Raw genomic sequence first — 19,153 nt, forward strand, 5'->3', positions numbered from 1 at the left:
GACGAAAACCGAGGTGAAGACATTGAATAACAATTTGATCTATTCAATCAACGGACCGGTTGTCACCGTCAAGGATTCCAAAGACTTTTCCATGCAGGAAATGGTCTTTGTCGGCAATAAGGAAATGATGGGGGAAGTCATCGGTATTGATGAACAGTACACCACGATTCAGGTGTACGAATCCACCACAGGGCTGAAACCGGGAGAACCGGTCCGGCCTTCCGGATCTCTGTTGTCTGCGACGCTGGGGCCGGGAATTCTGAAAAATATCTTCGACGGCATCGAACGTCCGTTAAAAGAATTGATGGAAACAGAAGGGGCATTCATTGCGGCGGGAACAACGGTTTCTCCGCTGGATGAAGAAAAGCTGTGGGATGTGACGATCCAGGTCAAACTGCACGATCGGCTGTGCCCGGGACAGATTTATGCGACCTGCCCGGAAACGGAGCTGATCGAGCATCGCTGCATGCTCAGTCCGATGCTTCCGGAAGGCGAGGTTGTTTACGTTGCGGAAAACGGACAATTTCATATCAGCGATGAAATCGTGCGGATTCGCGATGATCAGGGCGCGGAACATGCGCTGAGCTTAGTTCAGAAATGGCCGATCCGCAATCCGCGCCCAGTTGGACTGCGCAAACCGATTACCCGGCCTTTGATTACCGGACAGCGCGTGATCGACACGCTGTTTCCGATTGCCAAGGGCGGGGCAGCTGCGATTCCAGGCGGCTTTGGTTCCGGCAAGACGATGACGCAGCATCAGCTGGCAAAATGGTGTGACGCGGATATTATCGTTTATGTTGGCTGCGGTGAACGCGGCAACGAAATGACGCAGGTGCTGGAAGAGTTCACAGACCTGATTGACCCGAAGAGCAACAAGCCGCTTTTAGCGCGGACGGTGCTGATTGCCAACACGTCCAACATGCCGGTCGCGGCGCGTGAAGCGAGCATTTATACCGGCATCACGCTGGCTGAATATTACCGTGATATGGGCTATCATGTCGCGATCATGGCTGACTCCACCAGCCGCTGGGCGGAAGCGCTGCGTGAAATTTCCGGGCGTCTGGAAGAAATGCCGGCGGAAGAAGGCTTCCCAGCGTATCTGCCGTCGCGAATTTCGCAGTTCTATGAACGCGCAGGCTATATTGAAACGTTAAACGGTGCGGAAGGTTCCGTAACGATCATCGGCGCGGTTTCGCCGCAGGGCGCAGACTTCTCCGAGCCGGTCACGCAGAATACAAAACGTTTTGTGCGCTGCTTCTGGGCGCTGGATAAATCGCTGGCGTATGCTCGGCACTATCCGGCGATCAACTGGAATGACAGCTATTCCGAATATCTCGACGATTTAGAGCGCTGGTACGACAAGAACGTCGACCGGGAATTCAATGCGCTGCGTCAGGAAATCCGGGCGATTCTGCATGAAGAGAATCAGCTGATGGAGATCGTCAAGCTGATCGGCTCCGATGTGCTTCCGGAAGATCAGAAACTGACGATGGAGATCGCCAAGGTGATCCGTGTCGGCTATCTGCAGCAGAATGCCTATCATCCGGCCGATACGTACGTGCCGTTTGAAAAACAGTTTAAAATGCTGAAAATTATTTCGTATCTCAACGCGCAGGCCAAAAAACTGGTAGCGCGGCGGATTCCGGTCTCGCTGATCGCGCAGACGGGGATTATCGACAAGGTCGTCAAAATTAAATATGACGTGCCGAATGATCAGCTGGAGCTTTTAGATGGTTATTTTGAGATGATCGATCAGGCTCTGGCCCAGGTGGAATAGGAGGAGAAAACAGATGAGCGTTCAATTAATGGGTTTGAATGAAATCAACGGTTCTCTTGTTGCCCTGGACAATGTCGATGACATCAGCAATGAAGAAATGGTTGAAATTGAGCTGGCAGACGGCTCTGTCCGCAGCGGCCGCGTCGTGCAGATTGAGGGCCGGCGGGCCATCATTCAGGTTTTTGAAGGAACAACCGGCTTATCCAAGACCAATAACAAGACTCGGTTGTTAGGTCATCCGATGGAACTGGCCGTTTCCCAGGAAATTCTGGGCCGGATTTTCAACGGTGCCGGTGAACCGATCGACGGCTTAGGCGAAGTTTATGCTGAAAAACGGCTGGATATCAACGGTCAGCCGCTGAATCCGGTGGCCCGGAAATATCCGCGCAATTATATCAACACCGGAATTTCCGCAATCGACGGGTTAAACACGCTGATCCGCGGACAGAAGCTGCCGATTTTTTCCGGCTCCGGCATGCCGCATGACAAGCTGGCGGTTCAGATTGTCCGACAGGCTCAGCTGGCGGAGGGTGACGGCAAGAACTTCGGCATCGTGTTCGGAGCGATGGGCGTCAAAAATGACGTCGCCGATTATTTCAAGCGCAGCTTTGAGGAAACCGGTGTCATGGAAAAGGTTGTCATGTTTATCAACCTGTCCAATGATCCGATTATCGAACGGACGCTGACTCCGCGCTGTGCTTTAACGGCAGCGGAATATCTGGCGTTTGAAAAGAATATGCATATTCTGGTCATCCTGACGGACATGACTTCCTATTGCGAAGCCCTGCGTGAGGTTTCCAGTTCTAAGGGTGAGATTCCAGGCCGTAAGGGATATCCGGGTTATCTGTACTCCGATCTGGCTTCGCTGTACGAAAGAGCGGGCATTGTCGAGGGCGTTGAAGGCTCTGTAACGCAGATCCCGATCCTAACGATGCCTAACGATGACATCACGCATCCGATTCCGGATTTAACCGGATATATCACGGAAGGTCAGATCGTTCTGGATCGTTCGCTGCATCAAACCGGCATCTATCCGCCGATCGGTGTGCTGGCTTCGCTGTCGCGTCTGATGAAAGACGGAATCGGCGATGGCTTTACCCGCAAGGATCACGCGGATGTTTCCAACCAGCTGTTCGCCTGCTACGCGAAGGTGCAGGACGCGCGTTCGTTAGCTTCGGTTATCGGCGAGGATGAACTGTCAGATATGGATAAGAAGTATATGGCCTTCGGCCGATTGTTTGAAAAAATCTTCGTCGGCCAGGGCTTTGATTCCAAGCGTTCAATCAATGAAACGCTGAATCTGGGCTGGGCGTTGTTGTCTACGCTGCCGATGGAAGCGCTGGATCGGCTGGATCCGGAAGTCATTAAAGAAAACTATGATCCGAAACGCGCGGCACGGATGCTGAACCTCAACGGACAGGAGTAAGCGTATGGAAAACAAAGTGTTTCCGACCAAAGGCAACCTGATCGCGTCCAAGAAATCGCTGGCTCTGGCTCGGATGGGCTATGATCTGCTGGACCGCAAGCGCAATGTCCTGATTCGGGAAATGATGCAGCTTGTCGATAAGGTTAAGATGCTGCGTGATGAAATTACGCAGAGTTATGAGACTGCGTATTATCTTTTGCAGCAGGCTAACGTATCAACGGGAATTATTTCCGATATCGCCGCCAGCGTGCATGTGGAAACCGGGGTGCATGTCACCTACCGTTCCGTCATGGGCGTCGAGGTGCCTTCAGTCAGCATTGAACCTTCGGAAACGAAAATGGAGTACGGCTTTGAAGGCACGAACTCCCGGGTCGATGAAGCGTACCTGCAGTTTCACCGCGTCAAGGAACTGACGATCATTCTTGCTGAGGTGGACAACAGCGTGTATCGGCTGGCCAACGCCATCCGCAAGACGCAGAAACGGGCCAATGCATTAAAGAACATCAGTATCCCTAATCTGGAGGCGACTGTGAAATTCATCACCGAGTCGCTGGAAGAAAAAGACCGTGAGGAATTCTCGCGGCTGAAGGTCATCAAGGCCAACAAAAAGAAGGATACCGTCACGGAATAGAAAAGGTAAAAAAACGCAGAAATCTGCATCGGCAGCAGATGGAACTGCGGTTTTTTTCTAGTTCGCTCAAAAATCGTGTGGGTGAGAGAAACATTTTTCTGACTTTGGTGTAGAATAAAAGACAAAAGGCAGGTGTTTAACATGCGCGTAGGTTTGATTTCTGATACTCATAACGTATTGCGGCCAGAGGTGATCAACATTTTAAAAACATGTGATGAAATCTGGCATGCGGGGGATTTCTGCGAGCCTGAGATCTGGGAAGCCTTGAATGCGCTGAAACCACTGCGCAGTGTTCAAGGCAATAATGATGACGATCCGTTTTTTGAGCGGCTGCCCACGGTCGAGATCTTTGACTGTGAAGGACTGCATGTCGCGATGGCGCATATCCGTCAATCGCTGGACTGCGTTGCGGCTGACTTGAAAATTTATGGTCACTCGCATCGGGCGGAGGATCAGATCCAAGGCAGTACGCGTTGGCTGAATCCCGGCAGCTGCGGCCGGCGGCGGTTTCGCCTGGAACTGACGATGATGGTTCTGACGATTCAGGATCGCCAGATCCATGCGGAACTCATTGTGCTGCAGCCCTAGCAGTTCCTCAGAAAAACAAAAAAGGTATAATTTTAAACAAAAAAAAGCTGAACCTCAACCTTGATGTTCAGCTTTTTAGCTGAGTCTGAAACGAAAGTTAGTTTTTTCGCTGCGCAGAGAACTTAAAGGCCTGCCAGCTGATGGATCTTGTCTTCACTCAAGCGCCAGGTTGTCCATTCGGTTAAACCTTCGGCACCTAAGCTTTTGTAGAAATTGATTGAAGGCGTGTTCCAGTTCAAGCATACCCATTCCATCCGGCCGCAGTGCCGTTCGACAGCGATTTCAGCCAGCCGCTTAAAGAAAGCTTTGCCATAGCCTCGGCCGCGTTTTTCCTGCAGGACATATAAATCTTCCAGATATAGACCTTTGCGTCCGACAAAGGTTGAGAAGTTATGGAAATATAAGGCAAAGCCGACAACCTCTTCCCCCTCATAGCCCAAGAGAACTTCGGCCCGGTGCTCCACAAACAGCTGGTCATAGAGCGTAGCATCATCCCAGATCACGTCGTCGCTCATTTTTTCATATTCGGCAATCAACCGGATAAACCGGCCGATTGTAGCGCAGTCTTGAGGCTGCGCTTGTCTGATAGTCAATGTCATGGTTTCCCTCCTGAATCTGTTCTGTGATCTATTGTACAAAATTTTACACGGATTGACCATCCCTATTCTTCCAAAGAGTGCCAAAGGAATGCGGGAATATTCGATGTCGCCGCGGGAAGACTTCCATTACGCACATCAGGAGGGTCCGGGTCAATGGGTAAATATAAAGTAGATATCTGCGGTGTCAATACTTCGGCGCTGCCGGTTTTAAAGAGTCAGCAGATGACGGAGCTGTTCATCCAGCTGCAGAGTGGTGATCTGTCGGCGAAAGAGAAGCTGATCAACGGCAATTTGAAGCTTGTACTGTCCATCGTTCAGCGCTTTGCGCACCGCACGGAAAACATGGATGATCTGTTTCAGATCGGCTGTATTGGATTAATCAAGGCGATTGACAACTTTGATTTATCCCACGAGGTTCGCTTTTCAACCTATGCCGTCCCGATGATCATCGGCGAGATCAAACGCTATCTGCGGGATAATCAGATGATCCGGGTTTCCCGGCATTTAAAGGATCTGGCGTACAAGGTGCTGAAAGAAAAGGAAACCTTCATTCATACCTACCAACGCGAACCCTCCTTAGCCGAGCTGGCTGAGATCATGGGCGTCAGGGAAAAGGAGATTGCGGAAAGCCTGGAATCTTTGCAGAGCGTCGTCAGCATCTTTGAGCCGATCTATAATGATGACGGCGATACCTTATATCTGTTGGATCAGATCAAGGATGATCACGATGAAATTGGCAAGCTCTCCAGCCTGATCGCTCTGCGTGAAAGCATGAAGCATTTAAGTGATAAAGAAGCGCAGATCATCAATAAGCGTTATTACCAAGGCCAGACACAGACCGAAATCGCCTCTGAATTAGGCATCTCGCAGGCGCAGGTATCCCGCTTAGAAAAAAGCGCGCTGCAGTGTTTGAAAAAGAATTTCTGACAAAAGCTATAAAAATTCGATAGCGAAGCACAAAAATTCGACAGCGGCATACACTGGAATCAGGTGATAAAAATGAAATTCAGTGAACTGCAGGACAAACAGGTCGTCAATGTTCAGGACGGCACCCTGATCGGCCGCGTCGAGGATTTGGATGTGTCGCTGACCAACTACCAGGTTCAGTCATTTCTTGTCGGGAAAAATTCCAGCTGGCTCCGCTCTGTCTTCGCGTTTTTGTTTCCTCCGGCCCGCATCATCGTCGGACTGGATCAGGTGGTGAGCGTCGGCGAAGATGTGATTCTGATTCATCCGCGAAGCAAGAGCGGAAAAGCCAAAGAACAATAAACTGGAAAGAGCTGGAAAAGCAGCGGGCACTTTCATGACTTTCCGCAAACTTTGATGGAAAAAGGGCATTGAAATCCTTTCAATTCTGTGAACTCGGTATTCCCATGCGCAGATTTATGATATAATGAACAAGAATTAAAGGAAGGTGCAAACCATGGGAGTATTGGATAAAATGAAGAATTTCATCGCTCCAGTCGACGATGATTACGATGAGGAAGAACTGGAAGTAGAAGAAGACGAGATTGCCGCACCCGTCAAATATGAACAGCCGCAGACTAAAGGTGTAACCAAGATCGCTTCGGATACGAAAATGGTTTTATTTGAGCCGCGTTCATTTGACGAGGCTGAGGAAGTCGCAAAGCATTTAAAGGAAAGACGGGCTGCCGTTGTCAATCTGCATCGGCTGCAGCGGGAATATGCGCAGCGTACAATTGACTTTTTGACAGGCGTTGTCTTTGCTTTAGACGGAACGATTCAGAAAATCGGTCACAACGTCATTCTGTGCACGCCGAAATCCATCGCCGTCCACGGTGAGATCAGCCTGGACAGCGATGAGGAATAGTGCGGAACGCGCATTTTTCAAAGTCGGATGACGCCGCGCTGCAGGCCCGGCTGGAAGACTGGATGGATCAGTGCAGGACGCGCCGCAAGCCGGTGCGCTCCTGTTTTCTTTCGCCTGCCCAACAGGCTTTTCTGACCCCGTTTCTGCCTTGGGATCTGGCGTACAGATGGGACGGCGGCTGCTTGGGGACAGAGCGGAAAAAGTTGATTCTAGCGCCTGAGGAAGCGGACTTAAGCAGCGATATTGTCTGTCTGACCGCCCGGATTTCGGATAAATTTGTGCAGCTGAAACATCCGGATGTTCTGGGAGCTCTGATGAATCTGGATCTGGATCGTTCGCAGTTTGGCGATCTGTGGGTCGAGCCGGGGCGGATTGTGATTTATACCAGTGAAGACCTGGCGGATTATGTCTGCATGAACCTGACGCGGATTCATCGCCTGTCAATTCAGCTGCAGCGATCCTCAATGCGGTATGAGCCGGCCGTTGAAAAACAGACGCTGACGGTGATCGTGACCGCCTTGCGGTTAGACTGTGTGATCGGCGGGCTGTGCCGGATGTCGCGGGCTAAGGCGCAGGAGTTAATCCGGGCGCAGAAGGTTTCCGTGAATCATAAAATTCTTGATGAATGCGACTTTCTGTGTCATAATGAAGACACGATTTCCGTGTGCGGGTACGGGCGTTTTGTGCTGAAAGGCCAGCGCGGACAGACCCGCAGCGACCGGATCGTTGCCGAATTTGAAAAATACGTTTAGAGAGGGGGATTTCTTTGGAACCGGGAACACCGAAATTCCGACTGATGAAAAACGGATATGACCGCTTCGCCGTCGATAATGCGGTTGACCGGTACGTCCAGGAAATAGATTCTCTGAAAAAACAGCTGGATCTGACCAGCCGTCAGATTCAGTCGGCCAACGAACAGCTGGCGGTGATCCGTCAGCGTTATCAAACCCTGGTCAGTGAATTAACCGTGAAGGAAAAGGCGGCGGATGATATCGCCCGCCTGGCCCTCAAGGAAGCCAACACGATCATCGAAACCGCGCAGAACAACGCGGATGCGATTGTGAGTGAAGCGCTGACAACCGCCCGGATCATTCTCAACGACCTCTCACGGATCGCGTCGGAGGCGACGGAGATGAAAGGGGATATGCAGGAACAGCTGAGCTCGCTGATGGGCATGCTGGACCAGTTTGAAATTCCGCCGGTTCCGAAATCGGAATGGCTGAATCACGAAAAGCTTTGATGCAGGACGCGCCGTTTCCACACAAGCGGGAGTGCAGAGAGTCTGCGGGATGGTGAAACGCAGAACCCCGGCTGGAACTGGACATCACCTGTGAGCTGTCTTTTTGAATTCGAGTAGAAAAGACCGCGGCTCGGCGTTATGAGAAAAGCGCATCGCTGGTGCAAATCAGCGGTGAACGAAGGTGGTACCGCGCATCGTGCGTCCTTTTTGCAAGGGCGCTTTTTTATTGTTTTAGGAGGTAGAAGGATATGGATTACAAAAACACACTGCTGATGCCGAATACGAAGTTCGAGATGAGAGGCAAGCTGCCGACCAAGGAACCGGGCTATCAGAACCGCTGGAAAGAACAGGCAATCTATGAAAAAATGCTGGAAAAACGGGAAGGTTGCGAGCCTTTTGTGCTGCATGATGGGCCACCCTATGCCAACGGCGACATTCATTTAGGTCATGCGTTGAACAAGATTTTAAAGGATGTTATCGTTCGTTCCCATTACATGGCCGGCTATAAAGTACCGTTTATTCCAGGCTGGGATACGCACGGTCTGCCGATTGAAACCGCGATTACCAAGCTGGGTTATGATCGCAAGAAGATGGAACTGTCCGCCTTCCGCAAGCTGTGTTACGACTATGCTTTGGAGCAGGTAGAACGGCAGAAGGCTGGATTTTTATCCTTGGGCGTCGTTGGCGATTACGACCACCCCTACATCACGTTAAAGAAAGAATTTGAAGCGCATCAGATTCAGATTTTCGGTCAGATGGCCATGGATGGTCTGATCTATAAAGGCTTAAAGCCGGTCTATTGGTCACCGTCCAGCGAATCAGCGTTAGCCGAAGCAGAAATTGAATATAAGGATGTCAAGTCTCCGACGATCTTCGTCAAGTTTGCGGTCAAGGATGGCAAGGGGATCCTGGACAGCGATACCTCGTTTGTAATCTGGACGACAACGCCGTGGACGATTCCGGCCAATCTGGCAATCTGTTTGAACCCAGAGTTGACCTATGCGTTAGTCGACAGTGAAAAAGGCAAGCTGATCGTGCTGGAAGAATTGGTCGATATGCTCTGGGCGAAGTTTGGTTTGGAGAAAAAGGAAATCTTAAAGACGTTTAAGGGACGTGAGCTGGAAATGATCACCTGCCAGCACCCGCTGTATGACCGCGAATCCTTGATCATCCTGGGCGATCACGTTACCGCCGATGCCGGTACGGGATGCGTCCATACCGCTCCGGGTTTTGGTGCCGACGACTTCTTCGTCGGACAGAAATATGGACTACCGGCGTATTGCAATGTCGATGAACACGGCTGCATGATGGAGGATGCCGGAGATTGGCTGAAAGGTCAGTATGTCGACGATGCCAACAAGACCGTGGCTAACCGTCTGGACGAACTAGGCGCGTTATTGAAGCTGGAGTGGATCACGCACTCCTATCCGCATGACTGGCGGACGAAAAAGCCGATCATCTTCCGGGCGACAACCCAGTGGTTTGCCTCGATCGACAAGATCCGCACGGAACTTTTAAATCAGATTGACAACGTGGACTGGATTCCGAAGTGGGGCCAGCAGCGGATGCACAACATGATCGCTGACCGCGGTGACTGGTGTATTTCCCGCCAGCGTGCGTGGGGTGTGCCAATTCCAATTTTCTACAACGAAGATGGTTCACCGATCATGGAAAAAGCGGTCTTTGAGCATGTTGCCAACCTGTTCCGCGAATATGGAAGCAACATCTGGTTTGAGAAGGATGCGAAAGAACTGCTTCCGGAAGGTTATGCCAACCCGGCTTCCCCGCAGGGAGAATTTACAAAGGAAACGGACACGATGGACGTCTGGTTTGATTCCGGTTCCTCGCATACCGGAGCGATGATCGAACGCGGTCTGGGCTATCCGGCTGATCTGTATTTTGAAGGCAGCGATCAGTACCGCGGCTGGTTTAACTCGTCGCTGATCGTCGGCACCGCCGTACATGGACAGGCGCCGTACAAACAGGTGTTAAGCCATGGCTTTGTCATGGACGGCAAAGGCGTCAAGATGAGCAAGTCGCAGTGGAACGCCGTCGCTCCGGGGGAAATCACCAAGAAATATGGCGCGGATATCCTGCGGCTGTGGGCGGCCAGCGTTGACTATCAGGCGGACTGCAGCATGTCTGAAGAGATCCTGAAGCAGATCAGTGAAAACTACCGCAAGGTCAGAAACACATTCCGCTTCCTGTTAGCCAATATCAACAACGAGGAAGATTTTACCCGTGCGGATCTGGTTGCCGTCAATGAACTGCCGAAGCTGGATCAGTACATGCTGGCGCTGCTGAACGACGTCAATGAGAAGTGTCAGCTAGCTTATCAAGAATATCGGTTCTCAGATGTCACAACGCTGCTGACCAATCTGATGACCAATGAATTCTCCGCGTACTATCTCGACTTTACCAAGGATATTCTGTATATCGAGCAGAAGGATTCACCACGCCGCCGTCAGGTTCAGACGGTGCTGTACCATGCCGTCGATGTGTTAGTCCGGCTGTGGGCACCGATCTTAGTCCATACCGCGGAAGAGGTCAACGATTTCTTCCAGGGTGAAGCCGAAAGCATCCATCTGGGCAAGTTTGCCGAAATGTTTGCGGTGGAGGACGCCGAAGCCTTGAAGGCCAAGGTTGCGCGGCTGATGCTGATCCGCTCCGATATCTTCAAAGCACTGGAGGAAGCCCGTGCGGCTAAGGTCATCGGCAAGTCGCTGGAGGCTGAAGTGCTGGTCAATGTCAGTGACGAGGATCGGGCATTGATCGCCGAGCTGTGCGGGGATCAGTTCCATCAGTGGCTGATTGTTTCCAAAGTCAGCTTCTCGATTGATGAGCTGAAATCCTATGAAGTCTGCCAGGTTGAAATCGTACCGGCCGAAGGCACTGTCTGCCCGCGCTGCTGGAACCTTTCCGAACAGGCGGACGAAGAAGGACTGTGCCCGCGCTGCCGCAAGGTGCTGGGCAAATAAGCTGTTGATTATTTAGAACCGTTCAGATCCTGATGCAGAATTTCTGCACGGGATCTTTTTATCTTTTCAGAAAAACGAGCTAAATCGTTGCACGCTATTGGATCAATTTTGAAATCAGATCCATTCCTTGCTTTGCTAAGGGGGATAGGAAGGCTGTAAAAGTTAGACAAAAGACCATGATCGTTGACGTCTTTTTCGTTTCTTTGTAGGAAGGAATCTGATATAATCATTAAGATAAGGAGGAACCGTATGCTGCTGAAATACTTCACGCCTGCGCTCTATCTGAAAAGCTTTGAAGATCTGGATCTGAACTGGCTGATCAGCCGGAAGATCCGGCTTTTGATTTTAGATATCGACAACACGCTGGCTGCCCATGATGAACAGACAGCCGGCGTTCAAGCCCAAGCATTTGTTCAAAAACTGAAAGATCATGGCATTCAGGCGGTGGTCATGTCGAATAATAATAAAGACCGTGTGAGTCTGTTTGCTTCCAGTCTGGACGTACCGTATTATTATTTCTCAACAAAGCCGCTGAAGCGGATGTATAAAAAAGTTCTGCGCGACACCGGATTGCAGCCGGAGCAGTGTGCGGTGATCGGCGATCAGCTGCTGACGGATATTCTCGGCGGCAATCGAATGCATTTTGTGACGATCTTAACAACACCGCTGGTCAGCCGGGATATCACCTGGACAAAGTTGAATCGGCTGGTTGAAAACCAGGTTTACCGGTGTTTGGAACAGGCTGGAATCTTAAAAAGGGGAGAATATGATGAGTGAAAAATGTCAGGGCTGCGGCGCCGTACTGCAGCATGATCAGCCGGGGGTGGCCGGCTATACGCCGAAGGTTGGCAGTAAGCTGTGCCAGCGCTGCTTCCGCCTGACGCATTATGATGATCTGCAGTTTTCGATGCGGGAGGGCATTGATCCTGATCGAATTCTGGCTCAGATCCATACGATGGACGCCCTGGTGCTGTGGGTTGTCGATCTGTTTGATCTGGAAGCGAGTCTCTTGGACGGCATGAATCGTCATCTGTTCGGCAAGGATGTGATCGTCGTCGGGACCAAGCGCGATCTGCTTCCGGAAACGGTCGGCAATGAGAAGCTGGCTCGGTTTATATACGGGCGCTTAAAGGCGTTGGATATCCATGTTCAAGGGCTGGTCGTGACCGGCAAAAATATCCCCGGCGGCACGGAAGAGGTGCTGCATGCCCTGCATTGGGCACACGGCAAGGATGTCGTGGTGATGGGGATGGCCAACGCCGGCAAGAGTACGCTGCTCAATGCGTTAATTGACAAACCGCAGCTGACCAGTTCGCGTTATCCCGGAACGACGCTGGATTTCAATCCGATAGTCATTGACGGCGTCACGGTTTACGATACGCCGGGGCTGACGCCGCGCAATTCCATGCTGCTGCATTTAGCGGAAAACGATCTGAAAACCGTGCTGCCGTCTAAAGCGGTTAAACCGGTCGGCTTTCAGCTGCGCGGGAATCAAAGCTTTGCGGTCGGCGGATTATGCCGGATGGATATTCTGAATGCCAAACCGGCTTCGGCGGTGTTCTACTGCAGCAATCTGCTGGAGCTGCACCGCGGGCGGGTGGATAAGGCGGATGAGTTGTGGCAGAAGCATTATGGTGAACTGCTGCAGCCGGTGCCGACAACCGCACCGGTGAACCAGTGGAAACGAACTCTACTGACGCCGTTAGGCGAGAAAGAAGATATTGTGATTCCGGGGATCGGCTGGATGTCGCTGAGCGGAAATTACGATCAGATCGTCGTCACCCATCCTCAGGAAATCGAAATTAAACAAAGAAAGGCAATGATATAGATGTTAACCAATAAACAGAAAAGTACGCTGCGCTCGATGGCGAATTCGCTGCGGCCGCTCTTTCAGGTCGGCAAAGACGGTGTCTCGCACAATTTGATCAACACGCTGTCTGATTCGCTGGAAGCTCATGAATTAGTCAAGCTCAATATTTTAAAGACCTGCTCAGAGGATGTCCGGCAGATCGCTCTGGATCTGTCCAGCGGCACGCATGCCGAGGTTGTGCAGATCATCGGAAGAACGATTGTGCTGTACCGCGAAAGCCGCGAGCACCGCAGAATCGAGCTGCCGCGATGAAAATCGGACTGTTGGGCGGAACCTTTGATCCAATCCATAACGGTCATCTGGCGATCGCCAAGACGGCTTTGAAGCAGCTGAGATTGGATCAGGTCTGGTTTGTTCCGTCATTGAAAACCCCGTTGAAGGACCGGGTGCTGACATCCTTTGAACTGCGTGTGGCGATGATGGAGAAGGCGCTGCAGCCCTATCGGCGGATGAAGATCTGCCTGGTTGAAAAAGACCTGCCGACCCCTTCGTATACTATCAACACCGTCAGGACGTTGAAGAAACAGGTTCCTGACGCAGATTTCGTATGGATCATCGGCGATGATCAGTACGCCAATCTTGATCATTGGAAGGACGTTGATCAGCTGCGTCAGCTTGTCCAGTTTGCGGTATTCAGCCGACAGGGAATCGCCGTTAAGCAGCCGGGTTTTCTCTATGTAGAAAATTTCGCTCATTCCGCTTCCTCGACGGCTGTCCGGCAGGGAGCCTTGAAAGACGTGCCGAAGTCAGTGCGGCGGATCATTCATGACAGCGGGCTGTACGTGGAGGAGATAGCCAAGGCCTATTGCCATCCGCGCCGCTATCAGCACTGCGTTTCAGTGAGCGAGCTGGCGGTAAAACTGGCCAAAGCTCACGGCGTGAATCCGTGCAAAGCCTATATTGCGGGGATGCTGCATGATATCGCCAAGGGCTTGGATGAGGAAACTGCGCGCAGCTGGATTGAAGTCTACTGGCCGCAGGCTCTGGATCAGTCCTGGAAGATCTGGCATCAGTATATTGGGGCAACCTGGCTGAAAACCCGGCTGTATCTTTATGATCGTGAAATCATCGAAGCCGTCAGGGAACATACAACCGGAGACTGCCGCAGTGATCTGGCAAAAATTATTTACATCGCGGATAAAATTGATCCTGGCCGCGGTTATGATATCCGCCGTCAGTTGGCGGTATGCATGAAAGATCTGGATCAGGGTTTCCATCTGGTTCAGCAGGAACAGAAAATGTATTTACGCAAGGAGGGATTGAATGTCTGAATTACTGCAGTTGGTGGTCAAGGCCGCAGATCAGCGCTTGGCGGAAGCGATTTCCGTGCTGGATTTCCGCGGTCACAGCCCGTTTACCGATTACTTTGTGATCGCTTCGGCCAAAAATGAACGAATGGCTGATTCCATCGTCGATCATGTGATTGAGGAAGCCGAAAAGGCCGGATTCGCGGTCCGCAATGTCGAAGGCGGACAGGGCAGCCGATGGCTGTTAGTCGATCTGTATGAGGTTGTCCTGCACGTCTTTGTCGGCGAAGAACGGCAGGTGTATAATCTGGAAAAGCTGTGGGGTGATCTGCCGCGGATTGAGGTCGAGCTATGAGCTATGACAGTCTGGCAGCTTATTATGATGCTTTGGTCAAGGATGAGGAAGCCACGGCAGCCTGGCTGGATTATACCCGGCGCTATCTTGAACCGTGTTCATTGCTGGAGCTGGCCTGCGGCAGCGGTGAGATTTCGATTGCCTTAGCCGAAGCAGGGTACACTGTCGATGCGACTGACTTATCCCCAGCCATGATTCAGGCAGCTCAGGCGAAACCCCATCCAGACGCGGTAACTTTTCGTGTTATGGACATGCTGAACATGCAGACAGCGCTGTCAGTGGAAGGCATTGTGTGCTATTGCGACAGCTTAAATTATCTGACGTCGCTGGATCAGGTGGGACAGTTTATGGATCAAGCTGCGGAATTGCTTGAACCTCATGGCGTTTTGTTGTTTGATATGCATACGCCTCAGCGATTGGAAGAGTTCACTGAGGAATATATTGAAGAAGGGGTGCTGGAAGATACGCTGTATCAATGGACGATCTTAAGTGATGAGGATCGGATTTATCAGCACTTTGCTTTCTGGACGTCAGAAGGACTGAAAGAGGAACATCACGTCCAGACTGTTTTCGATCCGCAGGCTGTGCTTCAGCGAATGGAAGCGGCCGGATTTGAAGTAGAAATCATGACGGATTTTACTCAGCCGGGAATTCAGCCGGGTGAAAAATTATTTTACGCAGGGAGGAAGAAAGCATGATCGCAATTATCGGAGCGATGAAGGTTGAAATCGACGCGCTGCTGGCCTTGATGGAGGACGTCGAAGCCAGCTCAATTCAGAAGATTCCGTTTTATACCGGAAAGCTGGCTGATGTTCCGGTGGTTGTCACGCAAAGCGGCGTCGGCAAAACGTTAGCCGCGATGAGTACCACGCTGCTGCTGGAACATTTTGATGTCAGCGGTGTGATCAATATCGGCACAGCCGGCGGATTAATGGAAAATCAGGAGGTTCTGGATGTCGTCATTTCCACGCGGATTGCGCATCATGATGTGGATGTGCCAGGGTGGAATCATGGCTTCGGCCTGGATAACCCGTGCTGCTTTGCCGCGGATGAACGGTGTGTTCAGGCTGTTTCCCAGGTCATTCAAGAGCATGACCGGGCCTGGATCGGTCCGATTGCTTCCGGCGATTGCTTTGTCAATACCGCACAACAGGTCGCAAGGATCAAACAGGAATACCCTGAGGCGCTGTGTGCGGAAATGGAAGCCGCGTCGATCGCGCAGGTCTCTGCACATTATGGCGTTCCGTTTGTCGTTGTGCGTTCGCTGTCCGACATTACGTTAAAAGCAGGCAATGAAATGACGTTTGAAGAATATGCGCAGAAAGCCTCTGTCCGTTCGGCGGCATGGTGTGAAAAGGTTGTTGTGAAGCTGGCTGAGTGCTTATGAGTGAAACGCTTCGATTCTGGCTGGAACGGATCATGACTGTTGAGTTCTGGGTGGAAGCACTCTCGGCGTTTAAAGATCTGGGACCCTTGGCTCCAATCTGTTTGGCCTTGGTGGAATCCTTGATTCCAGCCTTGCCGTTAGTCGCGATTGTGACGATCAATATCAGCGCCCATGGTGCGATACTGGGGTTTCTGTATTCCTGGATTGGAACGACGTTAGGTTCGCTGATCGTCTTTCTGTTTTTCCGGCGGCTTGTCAAACACCGGCTGATGCCTTGGTTCAGCCGCAGTACTTCGATTCAAAAAGCCTTGAATTGGGTGGCCGGACGCAATGCCGCGGTGCTGTTCATTTTAGTCGCAATGCCGTTTACACCCAGTTCCTTCATCAACATTGCTTTCGGCCTGTCTGATTTTGAAGAATCAAAATTTATTAAAACTTTGATCGCGGCGAAGCTGATCATGATGTTTGGCTTAAGCGTATTCGGCAAGACGTTAAGCATCTCGTTTACCCGTCCGGTTTATCTGATCTTGGCCGTTGGAATCTTAGCTGTTCTGTACTGCGTTTCTGTTCATTTCCGAAAAAAGCATGGGTTATAATCAATCAACCTGAATTTGTTAAACTTCGGGAATTGAGTTTGGAACAGTAAAACAGGATCAGCGAATAAGGCTATACTGAAAGTTTCGTTATTGTTAAGGCTGACCTGTATTCTGGGTCCTGAGGTCTATAAAAAAGGATGCGTTATGAGTTTTTCTGTTTTCCAGAATTTCTCCATAGCGCATCCTTATTATTTGATTTCAACTTCTTGTCAGCAACGTCTTAGGCGTGTTTATTGACAATCCGAGTTTCTGTTTCACCGCTTGCCAGATCGATCATCCGAACAAACAGCGAAACCTTATTGTCAGGATTCAGATTTGTCCATAACAGTTCTGTCATGGCATCCAGTGAATCGAGGATTTCCACCCGTTTTGGTTCCCCTTCAAAGCTTGGCAGCGGATCACCGTCATGCATGTAGGTATGGATGAAATGGCCTTCGCCGGCCAGCGGATTTTCGTAAGCAAAGGTGTAGCGGTGGCAGGACTGCGGATCGCCGTCGCTGCTCTTTAAGATGGACAGTGCATAGTTGAACTTGCCGCTTTCAATATGCAGAATCCCTGAAATGCGGGGCGTAAAGTTCGGCCCATCCGGCTCAAATTCCCGGCTGCGCAGCGCTTGTTCAAAAGTCAGCTGACGATCCATGCCGGCATAAATCGTATCGGTCTGATCACCGTTGGTGACGATGGTCTTGTTGCCCAAGACACGAACCGGAGCATAAATAATTAAGGATGGATCAACCAGCTTTGACGGATCGTAGGCCTGCGTGCGGATGCCCTGACCCTCCGTGACAAAAATACGATTACGGCTGTTTTCACTGCGTCCCATGATAAAATAAGCTGCTACGGCTTTGCGTCCGTCTGGCGTTTTACCCAGTACGATGCCCCGTCCGGGGTAGGTGTTCTGTTGAAGATCGTCTTTGAGTGAGATTTTTTGCATAAATTTTCCTCCCTAAATATGACGGGAAATGCATTCCCGGCCCAGGCGGTCGGCTGATTCCGGCTTGTGCTCCCTGTGGTTATTCCACTGATCCGCCAGTTGCACATCCAACAAGAGTTTAGACTATTCCGCGGAAAAAAACAAGATCATAAAAAATTTTAAATCCTTAACGCAGTGCATAAATAAAAAAGCGGACAGGATCCGCTTAAATTGGTTTACTCCAGGAATACGCACTGTGCATTTGTAAAGGTAGCCAATCCACTCACACTCACTTCCATATCAAAGGATACTACAAAGTATGTCCTGATACTGGCACCGAATGAGTTGTCAGCGTCCACATACGCTGATATTGAACAGCTTTTTCCCTTACAAGTCATAGTTAATTCACTTGACTTTTGGAATTTAGCACTGCTTGGAGATTTCAAACTGGCCTTGGCTAACTTTTTAGCATAATCCCAAGCTGTCGTGAATTTTGATGAAGTATAATCGTAAGTGTTTTCAATGCTGTTATAGATATCAAGCGTTTCCTTAGTTGAAGAATTTTCATAATCATCATATATAATCTGTCCGTTTTTCTTAACTCTATTGGAACTGCTATTAATATCGTACTTATTTCCATTACTAAGGAAATAACGTAAACGCCAATTCTCTCCAATTACACGACCATGCATTCCGTCTTCAACAGAGAACATTTTTTCAAAAGACATATTTTCAAAGTTTGAAGACTCTATGATAACATCATATATTTTGTCGTTAGCATTCCATGTAGTATTGATCTTTACGTTCTTTAATCCAAGTCCTTCGGCTCTTCCCTTGAGTTCCTGAACAAAGGCATTTTTATCAAGACCACCTTCTTTTAAAGCATAGTCTTCGCTGTCTATGTAATTCATTCTATAAGCAATGAATGCAATTACTAAAATAACCGACCCAAGAATGATGAATAGTTTATACCGTTGAAAGAATGAAGAAGTGTTAGTATTGTTTTCCATATTTAGTTTCCTCCCTTATATGTATCTTTACATTATCATTGTAGCACGCATAATTCAAGTGTAAATTACACTGAATAATAGGTGTTTATCCCTTTGCTAAAAAACGTTACTGTTTATGTGGAGGTGTATATCATGGGTTTCAAAATTGAAAAAGAAGAATATGTAAACAGAACATTTCGTATATCCAAAAAGCTTGTTGAAGAAATGGAAATCATCTGCAATGAAAAGAATATTTCTTTAAACAAACTGGTAGTTAAGTGCATAGAATACGCACTAAAAAATTTGGATGATACTGAATAAGGGGCAACCCCCTTTTTATTATAAAGTTATTATGAAATGATCTTTGGCAATAACAATTCATGATTTTACCTGTTTTCATGATAATTTGTATTTATTGGTTTTCTTAAAACCAGGACAGATAACAATACGCACACATGAATCATCCATTTCATCCCTAATGATTCTGACTTCCTGTGGAGTATTGATATAGATAACATTTTCATTGGATACAGGTATTATGATAATTATTCCACAATCCTGACAATGAGTATATTCCATTATTTCACCTCCTTCCCTATAGTTTAAAGCAAACTGAAAAGGGCGGACTTCTGCCTCCTGAATTTAACATTTTGTTCCTTCCTTTCAATAATAAAATGACGCTTCCCAAATAGGTTATTAAAGTAACCCTAGGGAAGCGTATTACAC

Annotated in this window: 23 protein-coding genes, 1 riboswitch and 1 other annotated feature; of the genes, 19 read left to right on the forward strand and 4 right to left on the reverse strand. The window is 49.6% G+C overall.

Features of this window, described 5'->3' with window-relative positions; genetic code table 11:
* Positions 1–22 precede the first annotated feature (22 nt).
* From MCG46_RS06735 to MCG46_RS06750, 4 genes are all read left to right on the forward strand, one after another.
* Entirely contained in the window at positions 23–1,777 is a 1,755-nt protein-coding gene (locus MCG46_RS06735; RefSeq protein WP_240278811.1) for a V-type ATP synthase subunit A, read from the forward strand.
* A gap of 13 nt (positions 1,778–1,790) precedes the next feature.
* Positions 1,791–3,203: a V-type ATP synthase subunit B gene (locus MCG46_RS06740; protein WP_020223051.1), complete on the forward strand. Its 1,413-nt coding sequence runs from the start codon at positions 1,791–1,793 to the stop codon at positions 3,201–3,203.
* A gap of 4 nt (positions 3,204–3,207) precedes the next feature.
* Positions 3,208–3,834 (forward strand): V-type ATP synthase subunit D, encoded by a 627-nt coding sequence (locus MCG46_RS06745; protein WP_240278812.1) that lies wholly within the window; start codon positions 3,208–3,210, stop codon positions 3,832–3,834.
* 141 nt (positions 3,835–3,975) lie between these two features.
* Positions 3,976–4,422 carry a metallophosphoesterase family protein gene (locus MCG46_RS06750; RefSeq protein WP_240278813.1) on the forward strand — a complete coding sequence of 149 codons (447 nt, stop codon included), beginning with the start codon at positions 3,976–3,978 and terminating at the stop codon, positions 4,420–4,422.
* A gap of 122 nt (positions 4,423–4,544) precedes the next feature.
* On the opposite strand, the gene MCG46_RS06755 is transcribed toward MCG46_RS06750, so the two are convergent.
* Positions 4,545–5,021, reverse strand: a complete 477-nt coding sequence (locus tag MCG46_RS06755) for a GNAT family N-acetyltransferase (RefSeq protein ID WP_020223054.1) — start codon at positions 5,019–5,021, stop codon at positions 4,545–4,547.
* 153 nt (positions 5,022–5,174) lie between these two features.
* Here MCG46_RS06755 and sigG point away from each other — a divergent pair, with 153 nt between their 5' ends.
* From sigG to MCG46_RS06825, 14 genes are all read left to right on the forward strand, one after another.
* Complete coding sequence (sigG, locus tag MCG46_RS06760) at positions 5,175–5,948, forward strand: RNA polymerase sporulation sigma factor SigG (protein ID WP_020223055.1); 774 nt, start codon at positions 5,175–5,177, stop codon at positions 5,946–5,948.
* Positions 5,949–6,020: 72 nt separating this feature from the next.
* Positions 6,021–6,290: a PRC-barrel domain-containing protein gene (locus MCG46_RS06765; protein WP_020223056.1), complete on the forward strand. Its 270-nt coding sequence runs from the start codon at positions 6,021–6,023 to the stop codon at positions 6,288–6,290.
* A 154-nt stretch (positions 6,291–6,444) separates the two neighbouring features.
* Complete coding sequence (locus MCG46_RS06770) at positions 6,445–6,852, forward strand: cell division protein SepF (protein ID WP_020223057.1); 408 nt, start codon at positions 6,445–6,447, stop codon at positions 6,850–6,852.
* Entirely contained in the window at positions 6,852–7,604 is a 753-nt protein-coding gene (locus MCG46_RS06775) for an RNA-binding protein (protein ID WP_240278814.1), read from the forward strand. Before MCG46_RS06770 ends, MCG46_RS06775 begins: the two co-directional genes overlap by 1 nt.
* A 14-nt stretch (positions 7,605–7,618) precedes the next feature.
* Complete coding sequence (locus tag MCG46_RS06780; RefSeq protein WP_020223059.1) at positions 7,619–8,092, forward strand: DivIVA domain-containing protein; 474 nt, start codon at positions 7,619–7,621, stop codon at positions 8,090–8,092.
* Positions 8,080–8,301: a binding site (T-box leader), on the forward strand. It overlaps the preceding gene by 13 nt.
* Positions 8,302–8,340: 39 nt before the next feature.
* Entirely contained in the window at positions 8,341–11,070 is a 2,730-nt protein-coding gene (ileS, locus tag MCG46_RS06785; protein WP_240278815.1) for an isoleucine--tRNA ligase, read from the forward strand.
* 249 nt (positions 11,071–11,319) lie between these two features.
* The gene (locus MCG46_RS06790; RefSeq protein ID WP_240278816.1) at positions 11,320–11,847 is read left to right on the forward strand and encodes a YqeG family HAD IIIA-type phosphatase; all 528 of its coding nucleotides are present in this window, start codon (positions 11,320–11,322) and stop codon (positions 11,845–11,847) included.
* Positions 11,840–12,898, forward strand: a complete 1,059-nt coding sequence (locus MCG46_RS06795; protein WP_240278818.1) for a GTPase — start codon at positions 11,840–11,842, stop codon at positions 12,896–12,898. Before MCG46_RS06790 ends, MCG46_RS06795 begins: the two co-directional genes overlap by 8 nt.
* Positions 12,899–13,192 (forward strand): ribosome assembly RNA-binding protein YhbY, encoded by a 294-nt coding sequence (yhbY, locus tag MCG46_RS06800; RefSeq protein ID WP_240278820.1) that lies wholly within the window; start codon positions 12,899–12,901, stop codon positions 13,190–13,192.
* Entirely contained in the window at positions 13,189–14,211 is a 1,023-nt protein-coding gene (nadD, locus tag MCG46_RS06805; protein WP_240278822.1) for a nicotinate (nicotinamide) nucleotide adenylyltransferase, read from the forward strand. The genes yhbY and nadD overlap by 4 nt, the downstream gene beginning before the upstream one ends.
* Positions 14,204–14,542, forward strand: a complete 339-nt coding sequence (gene rsfS / locus MCG46_RS06810; protein ID WP_020223065.1) for a ribosome silencing factor — start codon at positions 14,204–14,206, stop codon at positions 14,540–14,542. The genes nadD and rsfS overlap by 8 nt, the downstream gene beginning before the upstream one ends.
* Entirely contained in the window at positions 14,539–15,240 is a 702-nt protein-coding gene (locus MCG46_RS06815; RefSeq protein ID WP_240278823.1) for a class I SAM-dependent DNA methyltransferase, read from the forward strand. The genes rsfS and MCG46_RS06815 overlap by 4 nt, the downstream gene beginning before the upstream one ends.
* Positions 15,237–15,929, forward strand: a complete 693-nt coding sequence (locus MCG46_RS06820) for a 5'-methylthioadenosine/adenosylhomocysteine nucleosidase (RefSeq protein WP_240278825.1) — start codon at positions 15,237–15,239, stop codon at positions 15,927–15,929. Before MCG46_RS06815 ends, MCG46_RS06820 begins: the two co-directional genes overlap by 4 nt.
* Positions 15,926–16,525, forward strand: a complete 600-nt coding sequence (locus MCG46_RS06825; protein ID WP_240278827.1) for a TVP38/TMEM64 family protein — start codon at positions 15,926–15,928, stop codon at positions 16,523–16,525. The genes MCG46_RS06820 and MCG46_RS06825 overlap by 4 nt, the downstream gene beginning before the upstream one ends.
* Positions 16,526–16,745: 220 nt before the next feature.
* Here the strand turns inward: MCG46_RS06825 and MCG46_RS06830 are convergent, their stop codons facing one another.
* On the reverse strand, positions 16,746–17,459 hold the full coding sequence (locus MCG46_RS06830; protein ID WP_240278829.1) for an IMP cyclohydrolase: 714 nt from the start codon (positions 17,457–17,459) through the stop codon (positions 16,746–16,748).
* Between the two features lie 32 nt (positions 17,460–17,491).
* Positions 17,492–17,572, reverse strand: a riboswitch (ZMP/ZTP riboswitch).
* Positions 17,573–17,674: 102 nt separating this feature from the next.
* Positions 17,675–18,448 (reverse strand): hypothetical protein, encoded by a 774-nt coding sequence (locus MCG46_RS06835; RefSeq protein WP_240278831.1) that lies wholly within the window; start codon positions 18,446–18,448, stop codon positions 17,675–17,677.
* Between the two features lie 132 nt (positions 18,449–18,580).
* Here MCG46_RS06835 and MCG46_RS06840 point away from each other — a divergent pair, with 132 nt between their 5' ends.
* Complete coding sequence (locus tag MCG46_RS06840; RefSeq protein WP_240278833.1) at positions 18,581–18,748, forward strand: hypothetical protein; 168 nt, start codon at positions 18,581–18,583, stop codon at positions 18,746–18,748.
* A gap of 75 nt (positions 18,749–18,823) precedes the next feature.
* On the opposite strand, the gene MCG46_RS06845 is transcribed toward MCG46_RS06840, so the two are convergent.
* The gene (locus tag MCG46_RS06845) at positions 18,824–19,006 is read right to left on the reverse strand and encodes a hypothetical protein (protein ID WP_240278835.1); all 183 of its coding nucleotides are present in this window, start codon (positions 19,004–19,006) and stop codon (positions 18,824–18,826) included.
* Positions 19,007–19,153 lie beyond the last annotated feature (147 nt).

It is taken from the genome of Holdemania massiliensis (assembly GCF_022440805.1).
GTDB classification, from domain to species: domain Bacteria; phylum Bacillota_I; class Bacilli_A; order Erysipelotrichales; family Erysipelotrichaceae; genus Holdemania; species Holdemania massiliensis_A.

Excerpts from the sequence above, each read along its gene's own strand:
- MCG46_RS06740 (WP_020223051.1), top strand. The coding sequence starts at position 1,791 with ATGAGCGTTCAATTAATGGGTTTGAATGAAATCAACGGTTCTCTTGTT.
- MCG46_RS06745 (WP_240278812.1), top strand. The coding sequence starts at position 3,208 with ATGGAAAACAAAGTGTTTCCGACCAAAGGCAACCTGATCGCGTCCAAG.
- MCG46_RS06750 (WP_240278813.1), top strand. The coding sequence starts at position 3,976 with ATGCGCGTAGGTTTGATTTCTGATACTCATAACGTATTGCGGCCAGAG.
- MCG46_RS06755 (WP_020223054.1), bottom strand. The coding sequence starts at position 5,021 with ATGACATTGACTATCAGACAAGCGCAGCCTCAAGACTGCGCTACAATC.
- sigG (WP_020223055.1), top strand. The coding sequence starts at position 5,175 with ATGGGTAAATATAAAGTAGATATCTGCGGTGTCAATACTTCGGCGCTG.
- MCG46_RS06765 (WP_020223056.1), top strand. The coding sequence starts at position 6,021 with ATGAAATTCAGTGAACTGCAGGACAAACAGGTCGTCAATGTTCAGGAC.
- MCG46_RS06770 (WP_020223057.1), top strand. The coding sequence starts at position 6,445 with ATGGGAGTATTGGATAAAATGAAGAATTTCATCGCTCCAGTCGACGAT.
- ileS (WP_240278815.1), top strand. The coding sequence starts at position 8,341 with ATGGATTACAAAAACACACTGCTGATGCCGAATACGAAGTTCGAGATG.
- MCG46_RS06790 (WP_240278816.1), top strand. The coding sequence starts at position 11,320 with ATGCTGCTGAAATACTTCACGCCTGCGCTCTATCTGAAAAGCTTTGAA.
- MCG46_RS06795 (WP_240278818.1), top strand. The coding sequence starts at position 11,840 with ATGAGTGAAAAATGTCAGGGCTGCGGCGCCGTACTGCAGCATGATCAG.
- yhbY (WP_240278820.1), top strand. The coding sequence starts at position 12,899 with ATGTTAACCAATAAACAGAAAAGTACGCTGCGCTCGATGGCGAATTCG.
- nadD (WP_240278822.1), top strand. The coding sequence starts at position 13,189 with ATGAAAATCGGACTGTTGGGCGGAACCTTTGATCCAATCCATAACGGT.
- rsfS (WP_020223065.1), top strand. The coding sequence starts at position 14,204 with ATGTCTGAATTACTGCAGTTGGTGGTCAAGGCCGCAGATCAGCGCTTG.
- MCG46_RS06815 (WP_240278823.1), top strand. The coding sequence starts at position 14,539 with ATGAGCTATGACAGTCTGGCAGCTTATTATGATGCTTTGGTCAAGGAT.
- MCG46_RS06820 (WP_240278825.1), top strand. The coding sequence starts at position 15,237 with ATGATCGCAATTATCGGAGCGATGAAGGTTGAAATCGACGCGCTGCTG.
- MCG46_RS06825 (WP_240278827.1), top strand. The coding sequence starts at position 15,926 with ATGAGTGAAACGCTTCGATTCTGGCTGGAACGGATCATGACTGTTGAG.
- MCG46_RS06830 (WP_240278829.1), bottom strand. The coding sequence starts at position 17,459 with ATGCAAAAAATCTCACTCAAAGACGATCTTCAACAGAACACCTACCCC.
- MCG46_RS06835 (WP_240278831.1), bottom strand. The coding sequence starts at position 18,448 with ATGGAAAACAATACTAACACTTCTTCATTCTTTCAACGGTATAAACTA.
- MCG46_RS06840 (WP_240278833.1), top strand. The coding sequence starts at position 18,581 with ATGGGTTTCAAAATTGAAAAAGAAGAATATGTAAACAGAACATTTCGT.
- MCG46_RS06845 (WP_240278835.1), bottom strand. The coding sequence starts at position 19,006 with ATGGAATATACTCATTGTCAGGATTGTGGAATAATTATCATAATACCT.